This window comes from Bacillus cereus group sp. BfR-BA-01381 (genome assembly GCF_022663555.1).
In the GTDB taxonomy this organism is placed as follows: domain Bacteria; phylum Bacillota; class Bacilli; order Bacillales; family Bacillaceae_G; genus Bacillus_A; species Bacillus_A pacificus.
Map to the genome: position 1 here is coordinate 1 of NZ_JAKUFR010000102.1, position 15,824 is coordinate 15,824.

Below are 15,824 nucleotides of genomic sequence, written 5' to 3' on the forward strand. Positions count from 1 at the left end.
AAAAAGCAAGAAGAGAGTAAGAAACAAGAATGGCAAGTAAAATGCAGTAACATATAGAGCGAATAGTGGTTATAAAGGCTGAGTAGGTGAGAGAATATTGCGACTCACCTATTCGGCGTGTCCTCTTTATTTTAACAATCTACGTCAAAAAACAGATATGAGAAAATTAATTGGCAATATGATGTTGAAGATTAATAATTAGTATAGATAGGGAATATTAATTAAAGTTTTTCTTTATTTCTCGATTTTTTTCGGAAATTTCAGAATAATATTGAGAAATAAAAATAACTGAAAATATTAATAAATATTTGTTGTATTTATATAGGGTTGTTCGTTATAATGAACGTAAGGTTTTTAAAAAAGAACAAATATTAGCTAATGCTAATATAGTTTTAGTTACATCTCTTATTTTAAATAAGAGATAGCAATAAAAATATAAAAAACAGCTAGGGGGAATTGATTGTGAGTCTGAAAAAGAAATTAGGTATGGGAGTTGCATCAGCAGCATTGGGGTTATCTTTAATTGGTGGAGGAACATTCGCATACTTTAGCGATAAAGAAGTATCGAATAATACATTTGCGGCTGGGACGTTAGATCTTACATTAGACCCTAAAACGCTTGTAGATATTAAAGATTTAAAACCAGGGGATTCTGTTAAGAAAGAGTTCTTATTAAAGAATAGCGGTTCATTAACAATTAAAGACGTTAAATTAGCGACAAAGTATACTGTGAAAGATGCAAAAGGCGATAATGCTGGTGAAGACTTTGGTAAGCACATTAAAGTGAAATTCCTTTGGAACTGGGATAAACAAAGTGAGCCTGTATATGAAACAACTTTAGCAGACTTACAAAAAACTGATCCAGATCTTTTAGCTAAAGACATCTTTGCTCCTGAGTGGGGAGAAAAGGGTGGATTAGAAGCTGGTACAGAGGATTATTTATGGGTACAATTTGAATTTGTAGATGATGGAAAAGATCAAAATATCTTCCAAGGTGATTCATTGAATTTAGAATGGACATTCAATGCTAATCAAGAAGCTGGCGAAGAAAAATAATAAAAAAGCGGGTATCCCCCGCTTTTTTTATAAAGAAAAAAGAAGTGCTGATTGTAAGCACTTCTTTCTATTTATTATTTTTGATCTTGCTTCCATTTTGTAAATTCAAGAAATTCACGAAATTGTTCTTTGGAGACGCCAGAGCTCATCGCATCTTTAACGAGTTGTGTCCATTCGGAGTCTAATTGATTTTCCTTTGTTGTTTCATCATGAAGTAAAGTATCAACTGGAATTTGTAGAACTGCTGCGATCTTTTCAAGAAATTGAATGGAAGGGTTTTTTTGTAAATTTCGTTCTATAGAACTAATGTAAGATTTAGCAACACCAGCTTTTTCGGCAAGTTCAGTTAATGAAATACCTTTTTGTAAGCGAAGGCGTTTTATACGTTCTCCAATCATATTTGCGCACCTTTCTATCAATATGTCGTCGTCTTATGATGTCATTATTATAACATAAACTTCGCTAAAAAGAACAAACCTATTGAGCCTGACTAGATGGTTTCATACGTTGGAAAAAATGTTCGATATCTTGTAGTGCAATGCCAGCGTCTAGAGCTTCAAGTATTAAATCAATCCATTCTTGATCCAATGCGTCAGTCTTATCTTTGTACAAATGTAATTCCTCCCTAATTATCGGTCATAACTGCTGCTACAGAATACGTGATAATGCAATCGGATTTTGTATTTATGTAGTGAATTATCAAATATTTTGTAGATAAAACAAAGATAAAATCCCCATTAAATTCCCTCTATGGCGATTATAAAGTTTCTGACAAATATTTTCAATATTTTCAGAAAACATTGTTGAATTGTGATATACTCGTATGCTAACTATGAAATTTTTACAAATATATTAAAAACATTACATAATATGACTAAATATTGAAAAAATATTGAATTTTTAATAAAATTCAATTTGTAATACATATTATTTATTAGGGGAGGAAATAAGGGATGAACAAGAAACCGTTCAAAGTTTTATCATCAATCGCTTTGACAGCTGTATTAGGTCTTTCATTCGGAGCAGGTGGCCAGTCTGCATATGCTGAAACGCCTGTTAATAAGACAGCTACGAGCCCAGTTGATGATCATTTAATTCCGGAAGAACGTTTAGCAGATGCACTAAAAAAACGTGGGGTAATTGATTCGAAGGCTTCAGAGACAGAAACAAAGAAAGCTGTCGAAAAATATGTAGAGAACAAAAAGGGTGAAAATCCTGGGAAAGAAGTATCAAATGGGGACCCACTTACGAAAGAAGCATCTGACTTTTTAAAGAAAGTGAAAGATGCGAAAGCAGATACGAAAGAAAAGTTAGATAAACCTGCAACAGGAACACCTACTGCGACAGGACCAGTTAAAGGCGGCTTAAATGGTAAAGTACCAACATCTCCGGCAAAGCAAAAAGCGTATAACGGTGATGTGCGTAAAGATAAAGTACTTGTTTTACTTGTAGAGTACGCGGACTTTAAACATAACAATATCGATAAAGAACCTGGTTATATGTATTCTAACGATTTTAACAAAGAACATTATGAAAAAATGTTATTCGGTGATGAGCCATTCACATTAGATGATGGAAGTAAAATCGAAACGTTTAAACAATATTATGAAGAGCAATCTGGCGGTAGTTACACAGTGGATGGAACGGTTACAAAATGGTTAACAGTTCCTGGTAAAGCCGCTGATTACGGTGCAGATGCTGCAAGTGGCGGTCATGATAATAAAGGACCAAAAGGACCACGTGATTTAGTAAAAGATGCATTAAAAGCAGCTGTAGATAGCGGTATTGATTTATCTGAGTTTGATCAATTCGATCAATACGATGTAAATGGTGATGGTAATCAAAATCAACCGGATGGTTTAATCGATCACTTAATGATTATCCATGCAGGTGTTGGACAAGAAGCTGGCGGCGGTAAATTAGGTGACGATGCAATTTGGTCACATCGCTGGACAGTTGGACCAAAACCATTCCCAATTGAAGGCACACAAGCGAAAGTTCCATATTGGGGTGGAAAAATGGCAGCATTCGACTACACAATTGAACCAGAAGATGGAGCAGTTGGTGTATTCGCACATGAATATGGTCACGATTTAGGTCTTCCAGATGAGTACGATACACAATATAGTGGTCAAGGTGAGCCGATTGAAGCTTGGTCTATTATGAGTGGCGGAAGCTGGGCTGGTAAAATCGCTGGAACGACGCCAACGAGTTTCTCACCACAAAATAAAGAATTTTTCCAAAAAACAATCGGTGGTAACTGGGCAAATATCGTAGAAGTAGATTACGAGAAATTAAATAAAGGTATCGGTCTAGCGACGTATTTAGATCAAAGTGTAACGAAGTCAGATCGTCCAGGTATGATTCGTGTTAACCTACCGGATAAAGATGTTAAAACAATTGAACCAGCATTTGGTAAGAAGTATTATTACAGCACAAAAGGTGACGATCTTCATACGAAGATGGAAACACCACTGTTCGATTTAACGAATGCAACGACTGCGAAATTTGATTTCAAATCGTTATATGAAATTGAAGCAGAGTATGACTTCCTTGAAGTACATGCTGTAACAGAAGATGGGAAACAAACGTTAATTGAAAGACTTGGTGAGAAAGCTAATAGTGGAAATGCAGATTCGACAAATGGAAAATGGATTGACAAATCATATGACTTAAGCCAATTCAAAGGTAAGAAAGTAAAATTAACATTTGATTACATTACTGATGGTGGTTTAGCATTAAATGGATTTGCTCTTGATAATGCTTCATTAACAGTAGATGGTAAAGTAGTATTCTCTGATGATGCAGAAGGTACACCGCAATTAAAATTAGATGGCTTTGTTGTATCTAACGGAACTGAGAAGAAAAAACATAACTATTATGTAGAGTGGAGAAACTATGCTGGTGCAGATAACGCATTGAAATTTGCACGCGGTCCAGTATTTAACACTGGTATGGTCGTATGGTATGCGGACTCTGCTTACACAGATAACTGGGTTGGCGTACATCCAGGACATGGTTTCCTTGGTGTAGTTGACTCTCACCCAGAAGCAATTGTAGGAACTTTAAATGGTAAACCGACAGTTAAGAGTAGTACACGATTCCAAATCGCTGATGCAGCGTTCTCATTCGACAAAACACCAGCTTGGAAAGTTGTATCTCCAACGCGTGGAACATTTACGTATGATGGCTTAGCGGGTGTACCGAAATTTGACGATTCGAAAACGTATATTAACCAACAGATTCCAGATGCAGGACGTATTTTACCGAATCTTGGTCTGAAGTTTGAAGTAGTAGGACAAGCTGATGATAATTCTGCAGGTGCTGTTCGTTTATATCGTTAATACAGTAAAACTACCGAGAGATTTTTTTTCGGTAGTTTTTTTGTGAGCAATGAATTTTATATAAAAGAAGAAATTATATATAATGTAACTTTACGAATAGAAATTTATTATATATGAAGTCTATATAAATAATGAAAGAATTGGATAAAAATAGTGGGAGAAGGTGAATGAATGAGTGTTTCTTCTATTGTAAATAAACAAAAAGCATATTTTTATAATGGCCATACGAGAAGTATAGAAGTGAGAAAGAATAATTTGAAGAAGCTTTATGAAGGCATTCAGCGTTTTGAAGAAGAAATATTTCAGGCGTTGAAATTAGATTTAAATAAGTCAGTTCATGAGTCGTTTACAACGGAAGTTGGATATGTATTAAAAGAAATCTCTTTTCAATTAAAGCATATTTCATCGTGGAGTAAACCGAAGCGTGTTCGAACAGCGCTGACTCATTTTGGATCAAAGGGGAAAGTAGTACCTGAACCGTACGGTGTGACACTTATTATTGCACCGTGGAACTATCCGTTTCAATTAGCAATTGCGCCACTTGTAGGAGCGCTAGCAGCTGGAAATACAATCGTTTTAAAGCCGTCAGAGCTAACGCCAAACGTTTCTAAAGTGATTACGGGAATGTTAGAAGAATTATTCCAAGAAGAACTTGTAGCAGTAGTAGAAGGTGGCGTTGAAGAAAGTACCGCTTTGCTGAAGGAACCATTTGATTATATTTTCTTTACAGGAAGTGTGGGCGTTGGAAAAGTAGTAATGGAAGCAGCAGCAAAACAGTTGACGCCGCTTACGTTAGAACTTGGCGGGAAAAGTCCATGTATTGTACATAAAGATGCGAAAATAGATGTAACAGCAAGAAGGATTGTGTGGGGAAAGTTTTTAAATGCAGGGCAAACGTGTGTAGCGCCTGATTATATGTATGTGCATGCTTCCGTGAAAGAACAGTTAATTGAAGCGTTGCGACATGAAATTGAGGAGCAGTATGGAAAAGAGCCACTGCACAATGATAATTATGTACGAATTGTGAGTGAACGTCATTTTGAACGTTTATGTACGTTTTTGAAAGATGGTAAAACTGTAATTGGCGGGAACTATAAAAAAGAAACTTTACATATAGAACCAACAGTGTTAACTAATGTTACATGGGAAAGTGCTGTTATGGAAGACGAAATTTTTGGTCCGATTTTACCAATTATAGAATACGACAACATAGAAGATGTAATTGACACGATTCAGCAACACCCGAAGCCGTTAGCGTTATATGTATTCTCTGAAGATAAAGGAGTGCAAAAGAACGTAACGAGTAATATTTCGTATGGCGGAGGCTGTATTAATGATGTCGTCTATCATCTTGCAACGCCATATTTACCTTTTGGGGGCATCGGAAGCAGTGGATTAGGGAGTTATCATGGGGAAGAAAGTTTTCGGACTTTTTCACATTATAAAAGCATTTTAGCCCAATCTACGGCATTCGATATGAAAATTCGTTACTCTTCTACAAAAAGTGCTTTAAAATTCATACGAAAGTTGTTAAAATGATGATGGTGTTTATCAGTAGGCGTAGCCGTATGATAATAGCCCCTTCGCAATGGAAGGGGTTTTTCTGTTCGACATTATGTATCATGCGAAAATGAATCAAACATACTACATAAAGAATAGAAGTGAACGCTTGCTAAATAACCATTTTTGTTTGGATCGAAACAAAAAATAGTCTATAGAACATAAATATTTATTCATGAATATAAAAATTTAAATTTGAGGTAGATAGGACGGGAAAATGAAAAAGATTATTAAAGTTGAAGCAGTAGAAAAACATTTTGGAAATCAAGTGATTATCCCACCGCTTTCTTTAGATATTAAAGAAGGAGAATTTTTAACTATTTTAGGGCCGAGTGGTTGCGGAAAAACGACGTTACTTCGTATGATCGCAGGATTTGAAACTCCAACTAAAGGGAATCTTTTATTAGATGATGAAAAGATTAACGATTTGCCACCATATAAGCGTCATATGAACCTAGTGTTCCAACATTATGCGCTATTCCCACATATGAATGTGGAGAAAAATATTTGTTTCGGTATGAAAATGCAGAAAGTACCGGCAGCAGAGCAGAAAGAGCGTGCTGAAGAGGCAATGCGTTTAACGCAGTTACTTGAGTTCCGTAATCGTAAACCTGCAAAGCTTTCTGGTGGACAGCAGCAGCGTGTAGCAATTGCGAGAGCGATTGTAAATAACCCGCGTGTACTATTACTAGATGAGCCACTTGGGGCGTTAGACTTTAAGTTAAGAAAAGACTTGCAACGTGAATTGAAAAACTTACAACGTAATTTAGGAATTACGTTCATATACGTAACGCACGATCAAGAAGAAGCGATGAGCATGAGTGATCGTATCGTTGTTATGAATAAAGGACATATTGAACAAATTGGAACGCCGAAAGAAATTTATAATAAGCCGAAAACGTTGTTCGTTGCGACATTTATCGGTGAAAATAATATTGTGAAAAACGGGGAAGGCTATGTAGCAATTCGCCCTGAAAACGTAAAAGTGCGTTCGGTTGAAGAGCCGGTTTTAAAAGAATACCATCTTGGACATATTGAAGACATTGAGTTTGTTGGAAATATGGAAAAGCTTTATGTACGTGATGAGAAAACATCAGAATTACTAATGGCATATCAAACTGCTGAAGAAGCAGCGCAGTGGAGCATTGGAGATAATGTATACGTAGGCTGGGAGCAAGAGGACGAGGTGACCTTAAATTGAAAAAAGGGAAATTACTCGCACTACCTACAGTCGCATGGCTGTTAATCTTCTTCTTAATTCCCCTTCTGTTTGTATTGGCATTTGCCTTCATGCAGCGCGGAGCATATGGGACAGTAGAAATGCAATTTACATTAGAGAACATAGTACGTGTATTTGACCCATTATATATGGGGACGTTATGGGAAACAGTGAAAATTGCGGTTATCACCACAGTAATATGTTTACTAATTGGTTATCCATTTGCATATACAATTACAATTGTTGATCGCAAATATCGTTCGATTCTTTTATTATTGGCAACGATCCCGTTTTGGATTAACTTCCTTGTTCGTTCTTACGCATGGATTGTTATTTTACGTTCACAAGGTCTTGTAAACACATTGCTATTGAAGCTAGGTATTATTAGTGAACCTTTAAATTTACTATATAATACACCTTCTGTCATACTCGGGATGGTATATTCTTTATTACCATTTATGATTTTACCAGTGTATGCAGCGATTGAGCAGCTTGATAAGCGTAAGCTAGAAGCAGCTTATGATTTAGGGGCAACACCAGTAAAGGCATTTTGGAATGTTACAGTACCAATGACGATGTCAGGGATTGCTACCGGTTCTATTTTAGTGTTTGTTTCTTCTATCGGAATGTTTGTTGTATCAGACGTTATGGGTGGATCGAAAGTAGCATTAATCGGAAACGTAATTCAAAATCAATTCTTAGGAGCGCGTGATTGGCCGTTTGGATCTGCGTTATCTATGATTGTTGTTCTATTCTCTGTTCTGTTAATTTACTTATATTATCGTGCAACGAAAGTATATAAATATGATGGGAACGGAGGGGAATAGGCAAAGATGAAGAAGTTTTTAGTTTCTTATTCTTGGTTAATTTTATTGTTCTTGTATTTTCCAATGATGGTTTTAATGGTGTATTCCTTCAATGATTCTCGCATTAATGCGGAATGGGAAGGATTCACATTCCATTGGTATACAGATTTATTTCAAAAACAAGATGTTATTGATGCGTTTGTAAATAGTATGACGATTGCGGTCGTAACGACGATTGTAACGACTGTTATTGGTGTGATTTTCGCAATTGCATTACATCGTTATAAATATCGTTATGAAGGTGCGATTAACGGTCTTGTATATTTACCAATTTTAATCCCTGATATTTTAATGGGATTATCTTTACTTATTTTATTTAGTCAATTAGGTATGGAGCTTGGTAAAACAACAATTATTATTGCACACATTACATTTAGTATTTCATTTGTTGTCGTTATTTTAGCAGCACGCCTTTCTGGTATGGGACGTGATTTAGAAGAGGCTGCGAATGATTTAGGAGCAACGCCGTGGCAAACGTTTCGTTATGTAACGTTTCCAGCAATTGCACCAGGAGTTATTTCTGCCGCATTATTAACATTCACATTATCAATTGATGATTTTGTAATTAGTTTCTTCGTATCAGGACCAGGATCAACAACATTGCCATTATACATTTACAGTATGGTTAAGCGCGGAGTATCACCAGAAATTAATGCACTTTCTACAATTCTAATTGTGGCTATCGTAGGATTAATGGTTCTATCTGAAATCTTCCGTAACAAAGGTGCAGATGGTGAAGAAAACTCTGGAGGACACCTTCCTTTATAATACGAACGATATAGAAAGTACGAGGAGGTAATAAAACCGATGAAATTAATGAAAAGATTAGCAGGCGCAGCAATTAGCTTTAGCCTTGTTGCTGGTGTACTTGCTGGTTGTGGTGAAAAAAAAGAAGAGTTAAACATTTATAGCTGGGCTGACAATTTTGATGAGCAAGTGTTAAGAGATTTTGAAAAGAAATATAACGTGAAAATTAACTATGATAAGTATGCAAGTAATGAAGAAATGCTTGCGAAATTACAAGCAGGTGGCGCGAAGTATGATTTAATTCAGCCGTCTGATTACATGGTTAAAACAATGGCGAAAATGGATTTATTAGCGCCGTTAGATAAAAAGAATATCCCAAATATCGAAAACATGATTTCTAATTTCAAAACACCTGCATTTGATCCAGAGAATAAATATTCTTTAGTATATACTTGGGGCGTAACAGGTATTGCATACAATAAAAAGTATGTGAAGGAAGCACCTACAAGTTGGGCTGACTTATGGAATGAGAAATATAAAGGGCATGTAACGTTATTAAATGATTCTCGTGAAGTGTTAGGAATGGGTCTTAAGAAGCATGGATTTTCAAACAGCACGAAAGACGATGCACAGTTAAAGACAGCAGCAACTGATTTACAGAAGCTACTTCCAAACTTATTAGCATTTGATACAGATAATATTAAACAAAAATTTATTACAGAAGATGCTTGGATTGGAACAGTTTGGTCTGGGGATGCAGCATTTATCGCAAAAGATAATAAAGATGTAGAGTACGTTGTACCAAAAGAAGGCGGCACAATTTGGGCTGATACGTTAGCAATTCCAAAAGGCGCGAAAAACAAAGAGCTTGCAGAGAAGTTTATGAACTACTTACTAGATGAAAAAGTAAGTGTGAAAAACTACGAGTCAATTGGATACAGTAATCCAAATGAAAAAGCTCACCCTCTTCATAGTAAAGAATATCGTGAAAACCACATGATCTTCTTAACGAAAGAAGAATTAGATCGTACAGAATGGCTTGTTGATGTAGACGATAAGCTAAAAGACTACGACCGTTACTGGACAGAGTTAAAAACAAAAGGTAAATAAGTGAGAAAATGCGGTTTCTAAAGTAGAAATCGCATTTTTTCATAGTAGGAGGAAATCGTTTGAAGAAGAAGTTGCATCAATATGAGGTAATGTGTATCGGTTTATTATTTGCTGTATTTGGCATTGTTGCTTGGAGAGTACATGCTGGTGGTTTTACAGTGATGGATACATATGTTAGAGGGTTAGTAAAAGGATTACAAACTGAAAGTTCGCTTACATTTTTCTCACACTATACAAAATTAGGATCTGCTATTGGGATTGTAACTACGCTCGTTATAAGTTTACTTGTTTTTTGGAGAAAACGTTACTATGCTGCGATGATCGTATATCCAGTGGGCATCTTAATAACCCATCTTGTGAATAAAGGGATAAAAGAAATTATGAAAAGGGATCGTCCGTCGCTAAATGAAGCGTTGGATGCACTTGGATATAGCTTCCCTAGTGGACATGCGATGTTATCTATTATGACATTCGGATTTCTTGCTTATATCATTGCGGCAAATTTGAAGAGTGTAACAGGGAAATATATGATAACCATTTTGATGGGAATAATCATTGTATCGATTGGATTAAGTAGAGTCATTTTAAATGTACATTATCCAACTGATATTTTAGCAGGCTACTGCGTAGGTGGTATTTTATTAATTATGGCGATTTATTACCATCGTTTACTTACTGAGAGGTTTGGTCTTAATAAAGAGAGATAGAAAAACGTCTAAAAAAACTATTATTATAGTTTTTTTAGACGTTTTTTGTTTGTATGAAGATGTGATACAGTATAAGTGACAATTGAATGATGTAAAGTAGGTGGAAATGTGTGAAAACAAATGTACATAAAGTAGATAAGTGGGGAAAATTAGGAGCTTTTTTGTATCAGTTCCGTTATACAGTAATAGTAGCATTACTATTGGTTGCGATAGCACTCGGTATATTCGCACCAAAGCTACCAGGCGTATTAGGTGGGGATGGCTTCCAAACGGAAGGGGACTACCAAAAAACGAAAGAAATTTTAGATAAAGATTTTAAGAGGTCTCAAGATACACTTCTACTCGTTTTTGAAAAAAATAAGGGCGTTTCACATGAGGAATTTCAAAAGCAAGTAGAGAGGATTGTAAAAAATGTACAAGAAAAAGAGACATATGAATCTTTCCATCATCCAGTGCAAAATAAAGAAATGTTACAAGATGATATTGGCTATGCGACAATTTTATTTTCCGGGAAAACAAATAAAGAACGACTGGAAAAGACATTACGATTTGCTGATAAAATTGAAAAGGAAAGTAATACAGCATTAAAAGTAACACCTACAGGGTTTCCGAAAATTAATAAAGAAATTAATGAAAGAACGCAAAATGATTTAAAAGTGGCAGAGATGATTGGGTTACCAATTGCATTCCTCGTATTACTATTTTCATTCGGTAGCCTTTTGGCATCTATTTTACCAATTGTAAATGGGGCACTTAGTGTTATTAGTACGATGGGAATATTATACTTTATAGGTAGCGATAAGGAACTATCTATCTTTGTGTTAAATGTTGCACCGATGATTGGACTTGCATTATCTATTGATTTTGCACTATTATTTGTAAATCGCTTTCGAGAAGAAGTTGCAAAGCGAACGGTAAAAGAAGCGATAGCAATTACATATCAAACAGCAGGGCGGGCAATCGTATTTTCAGGATTATGTGTATTCGTTGGCCTATCCGGTTTGTTTTTCTTTAAAATCGATTATATTCAGTCTGTCGCAATTAGTGGAATGATTGTTGTGATTATGAGTATTTTATTCTCGCTCACACTTCTTCCAGCGCTATTATCGTTAATCGGTAAACGAATATTAAAAAAGAATCAAGTAGCACATACACCGGCAAAGGCGTGGCGTATATTTGCACAATTTGTAATGAAACATCCAATTGCGATGATTATTGTTGTTACAACATTTATTGTGATTTGCTTATTACCATTACGTACAGCTAATTTGCAGTTCCCTGATGTGGAGGCTTTACCTAAACAAAGTGATACAAGAATTGCATATGAGAAGTACGAAGAGGCATTTAATGAAACTGCAAAAACACATGCTGATGTTACGTTAGTCGTAGAGACGAAAAAAGATATAAAAGAAAAAGAAAGTTTACAAAAGCTAGAAGAAGTCGTTCGGAAGTTAAAAGATGATAAGAAAGTAAATGAAGTAAGAAGTTTATACGACAGTTTAAATGGAATGAAATCAGATCAAGTTGCTGGGCTGTTACAGTCGCCAGAAGCTGCTAAAATAGCTCCGGTATTTGAAGCGTATACGAAAGGAAATAAGACAACAATCGAAGTCTTTTTAGATACAAAACCACGTACTGAAACTGCTAAACAGTGGGTTCGTGATTTTAAACGAAATTATAAAGAAACGAATGTTACGTATTATCTAGGCGGAATGACGACGTTCCAACAAGAGTTAGAAGATGAAATTAAAGATAAAGTTGCAATTGGTATGTCTGTTATATTTGGATCGACGTTTGTTATATTATTATTTGCATTTCGATCTATACTCATTCCAATTAAGGCGATTATTATGAATATACTTAGTCTAAGTGCAACAATTGGAATTGTTGTTTGGTTATTTGAAGGTGGTCATTTTGGTTTAGAAGCAAGTCCAGTTCTATTTGTTTTACCAATCTTCATTTTCGGCCTCGTCTTTGGGCTTAGCATGGATTATGAAGTCTTTCTTATTTCGCGTATCCATGAACTGTATGAAGAAACAGGGGATAACGATCAAGCGACGTTAGAAGGACTTGTTTCAACAAGTAGAATTATTACATCAGCTGCATTAATTATGATTGTTGTAACTGGTGCTTTCGCCTTTACTGATATTTTACCAGTACGGCAAATGGGTCTTGGCGTTGCATTAGCGATATTTCTTGATGCAACAATTATTCGTCTTATGCTCGTACCAAGTTTAATGAAATTGTTTGGAGACTGGAACTGGTGGTTACCATTTCGAAAGAAGAGAGAAAAATCATCATAAAAAATACTCGTCTATAAGATGAGTATTTTTTTTATGAATAGCAAGACCTACATTTTGCAAATAGTATGTGATAAGAACATTACATATAAGTAGGTGAAGGCAATGTTTCGTTATTTTAAGTTTAAGCTAAATGATACAGTACAGTTTGCAGAAAACGATGGGCATATGTATCGCATTGTCGGTTATCGGTTAGAAAAAGGGTTTTATCCAAAAGATGAATGGACTCATATCATTTATGAATTGCTTAGAGATTTTGATGGGTATACGATGGATGCGGAGGAAGAGGAACTTGTAAAAGTTATTCAAGTAGAAGATGAGTATTACAAAATACAAGAAGTATCGGGCTATCGTTATCCAGTAAAAATGAAGCAAAAACAACAAGTGATGAAAGCAGAAAAGATGGATGACTTATTAGATACGTATAATGATTATAAAAGATTGGCGGATTTCTTTAAAGATTTATCGTATGAACAAAAAGCGGAAGAAGTATTGCAGGAAATGAGAAGGCGTAGAGCGTGAGGGGCAGTCTATTATAAGACTGTCCTCTATTTTTGACGGTGCATCAAAGTGTATTTTCCGTTACAATGAGAGAATCAATAGAAATAAGGTGATACAGTATGGAAACGAAAAAGAAGGGCGAATGGTGCGAAATTACTGTGCCAGCGAAATGGAATGGTATAAGCATTGAGTCGTTATTAAAAATAGAATGGGAAATACCGAAAAAGTTGTTACATCAGCTTCGTATGGAAAAAGGTGTTACTGTTAACGGAGAACAGAGAAGATGGAATGAGCTTTTAAAAGAGGATGAAAAGTTACAAGTTCATATGTTTATGGAGGAAGAATACGGTGTAGAGCCTGAATATGGTGAATTAGATGTAGTATATGAAGACGATCATGTACTCATTGTGAATAAGCCTGAGAAGATGGATACGCACCCTGCTGAAAAAGGCGGGATGGGAACACTTGCAAATCTTGTTGCCTTTCATTTTCAAATGCAAGGTTTAGAGACGAAGGTTCGTCATATTCATCGGTTAGATAAAGATACGACAGGTGGTGTTGTATTTGCCAAACATAGAATTGCTGGTGCAATTATGGATCGTCTATTAATGGAACGAAAAATTAAAAGAACGTATGCGGCTCTTGTAGAAGGGAAAGTGAACAAGAAGCAAGGAACGATTAATGCGGCTATCGGAAGAGATCGCCATCATGCGACGAGACGACGTGTTTCTCCAAAGGGAGATCAAGCAATCACATATTATAAAGTAGAGAAGTATTTAAAAAAACAAAATGTTACGCTCGTAACGTTACAATTAGAAACTGGTAGAACCCATCAAATTCGTGTTCATATGAGCTATAATGGTAATCCGTTAGTTGGGGATATTTTATATGGTGGAGGAACGAAATATATGTCTAGGCAAGCGTTACATGCGATGAAGATAAACTTTTTACACCCAATTACGAAAGAAGAGATTGAAGTTGATGTACCATTTCCTACAAAATTAAATGACACAATGAAAGAATTTCAAAGAGTAAATGTGTAAAGTGTAAGTTTAAATTTGAGAAAAGTAGATTTTTGCAGGAATTTCTCTAAAAGAAGCGAAGCCGTTAAGAGAAAAGAGAGGTGAGAATCACTTGATCAAATATAAATATATACTAGGAATACTTTTCGCTTGTCTTTTAGTTACTCTATGTCTCTATCCATATTTACCAGAGCATTTGGCGGTACATTGGGATGTAAATGGTCGGCCGAACGAGTTTATGAGTAAACAAGTTGTTATAGCACTTATTCCTTGTCTTATTATTTTCTTACATGGATTGATGTATATTATTTCACATAATATATATAAGTTTAATGAAGACGAGCATGTCATGATAAGTGGATTTCTAAAGACGATTACTTTATTTATGTTGTTTATCCATATGCTCATTCTCTTTATTAATTTTGGAAGCATGATATCCTTTCAAACAGGACTAACAATAGGGATTAGTATGTTTCTTTTTATGCTTAGTAAGGCGTTTAAAAAAGTTCAGAGTACGGAAAAAGACTCAATCAAATTAAAAAAGATCCGTTTAGTGAGTAGGCGGATTTTTCAAGTGATGGCATGTAGTATATTGTTTTCATTGTTTTTGAACTTGAAATGGGGATTTTATGTGTTACTTAGCGTAATAAGTGGTGGTTCTATTTTGTTTATGTTCTACGCTTTATACTCATACATAATAGAAAGTTATGAAACGTAAAAAAGAGTCTTCTCATTATGAGAAGACTCTTTTAATCTATTTACTTCGTAATAAATTGTTGTGTCCAGTAGTTACCGCTTTCTACATAACCAACACCGATGTGAGTGAAGCCATTATTTAAGATGTTTGCACGGTGTCCAGCACTGTTCATCCAAGCTTGTACTACTTCTTCAGGTGTACGTTGGCCTTGGGCGATGTTTTCACCTGCAGATGTATAAGAAATACCAAATTTCTTCATCATGTCAAACGGAGACCCGTATGTAGGGCTGTTATGATCAAAGTAGTTATTTTTTTGCATATCTTCAGATTTAATGCGTGCTACTTTGCTTAATTCAGTGTCGATTTTTAAAGCTGGTAAACCTTGTTTTGCACGCTCAGCGTTTGTTAATTCAACAACACGTTGTTCGAACTCGCTTAAAGATTTTGCTTCTTCAGCAGGCTTTTGCTCAGCCGGTTTTTGTTCAGCTGGTTTTTGCGTATTATTGTTTTCAGCAGGCTTTTGAGCTTCTGGTTTTTGAACTTCTTCAGCAGGCTTTTGCTCGGCAGGTTTTTGCTCAGCAGGCTTTTGAGTTTCTGGCTTAGCTGTCGGTTGCTCAGTTACAACATTTTCAGTAGGTTGTTGACCAGGAATAATGCAATTTGGTTGGAAGTTTCCTTGTTGCCATTGTGCTAAT

15 protein-coding genes are annotated in these 15,824 nt (G+C 35.6%); 12 read left to right on the top strand and 3 right to left on the bottom strand.

Annotated features, from left to right (window positions below):
• Window positions 1–462: 462 nt before the first annotated feature.
• Window positions 463–1,056, top strand: a complete 594-nt coding sequence (gene calY / locus MR079_RS24285; RefSeq protein ID WP_070805540.1) for a biofilm matrix protein CalY — start codon at window positions 463–465, stop codon at window positions 1,054–1,056.
• A gap of 74 nt (window positions 1,057–1,130) precedes the next feature.
• On the opposite strand, the gene MR079_RS24290 is transcribed toward calY, so the two are convergent.
• Entirely contained in the window at window positions 1,131–1,454 is a 324-nt protein-coding gene (locus MR079_RS24290; RefSeq protein ID WP_139869697.1) for a helix-turn-helix domain-containing protein, read from the bottom strand.
• Window positions 1,455–1,533: 79 nt separating this feature from the next.
• Window positions 1,534–1,668: an anti-repressor SinI family protein gene (locus MR079_RS24295; RefSeq protein ID WP_000276217.1), complete on the bottom strand. Its 135-nt coding sequence runs from the start codon at window positions 1,666–1,668 to the stop codon at window positions 1,534–1,536.
• A 341-nt stretch (window positions 1,669–2,009) separates the two neighbouring features.
• On the opposite strand from MR079_RS24295, the gene inhA1 reads away from it, so the two are divergent.
• The 11 genes from inhA1 to MR079_RS24350 all read left to right on the top strand — a co-directional run bounded on the left by inhA1 (window position 2,010) and on the right by MR079_RS24350 (window position 15,150).
• Window positions 2,010–4,400, top strand: coding sequence for a M6 family metalloprotease immune inhibitor InhA1 (inhA1, locus tag MR079_RS24300; protein ID WP_139869696.1), 2,391 nt, complete (start codon window positions 2,010–2,012; stop codon window positions 4,398–4,400).
• 171 nt (window positions 4,401–4,571) lie between these two features.
• Window positions 4,572–5,939: an aldehyde dehydrogenase gene (locus MR079_RS24305; RefSeq protein ID WP_242294796.1), complete on the top strand. Its 1,368-nt coding sequence runs from the start codon at window positions 4,572–4,574 to the stop codon at window positions 5,937–5,939.
• A 238-nt stretch (window positions 5,940–6,177) separates the two neighbouring features.
• Window positions 6,178–7,161, top strand: a complete 984-nt coding sequence (gene potA / locus MR079_RS24310; protein ID WP_074607973.1) for a spermidine/putrescine ABC transporter ATP-binding protein PotA — start codon at window positions 6,178–6,180, stop codon at window positions 7,159–7,161.
• Window positions 7,158–8,006 (top strand): spermidine/putrescine ABC transporter permease PotB, encoded by an 849-nt coding sequence (gene potB, locus MR079_RS24315; protein WP_139869694.1) that lies wholly within the window; start codon window positions 7,158–7,160, stop codon window positions 8,004–8,006. Before potA ends, potB begins: the two co-directional genes overlap by 4 nt.
• Before the next feature lie 6 nt (window positions 8,007–8,012).
• Window positions 8,013–8,813, top strand: a complete 801-nt coding sequence (potC, locus tag MR079_RS24320; RefSeq protein WP_242294797.1) for a spermidine/putrescine ABC transporter permease PotC — start codon at window positions 8,013–8,015, stop codon at window positions 8,811–8,813.
• A 39-nt stretch (window positions 8,814–8,852) separates the two neighbouring features.
• Window positions 8,853–9,902, top strand: coding sequence for a spermidine/putrescine ABC transporter substrate-binding protein PotD (potD, locus tag MR079_RS24325; protein WP_000772497.1), 1,050 nt, complete (start codon window positions 8,853–8,855; stop codon window positions 9,900–9,902).
• A gap of 59 nt (window positions 9,903–9,961) precedes the next feature.
• Window positions 9,962–10,609 carry a phosphatase PAP2 family protein gene (locus MR079_RS24330; RefSeq protein ID WP_242294798.1) on the top strand — a complete coding sequence of 216 codons (648 nt, stop codon included), beginning with the start codon at window positions 9,962–9,964 and terminating at the stop codon, window positions 10,607–10,609.
• A 110-nt stretch (window positions 10,610–10,719) separates the two neighbouring features.
• Window positions 10,720–12,912 carry an MMPL family transporter gene (locus MR079_RS24335; RefSeq protein WP_242294799.1) on the top strand — a complete coding sequence of 731 codons (2,193 nt, stop codon included), beginning with the start codon at window positions 10,720–10,722 and terminating at the stop codon, window positions 12,910–12,912.
• Between the two features lie 102 nt (window positions 12,913–13,014).
• Complete coding sequence (locus MR079_RS24340) at window positions 13,015–13,431, top strand: histidinol dehydrogenase (RefSeq protein WP_139869691.1); 417 nt, start codon at window positions 13,015–13,017, stop codon at window positions 13,429–13,431.
• Window positions 13,432–13,529: 98 nt separating this feature from the next.
• On the top strand, window positions 13,530–14,453 hold the full coding sequence (locus MR079_RS24345) for an RluA family pseudouridine synthase (RefSeq protein ID WP_242294800.1): 924 nt from the start codon (window positions 13,530–13,532) through the stop codon (window positions 14,451–14,453).
• Window positions 14,454–14,544: 91 nt separating this feature from the next.
• Window positions 14,545–15,150, top strand: a complete 606-nt coding sequence (locus tag MR079_RS24350; protein ID WP_242294801.1) for a DUF1648 domain-containing protein — start codon at window positions 14,545–14,547, stop codon at window positions 15,148–15,150.
• A gap of 40 nt (window positions 15,151–15,190) precedes the next feature.
• Here MR079_RS24350 and MR079_RS24355 read toward each other — a convergent pair.
• Window positions 15,191–15,824 (bottom strand): CAP domain-containing protein (locus MR079_RS24355; protein ID WP_242294802.1); only part of this gene is annotated, 634 nt, incomplete at its 5' end.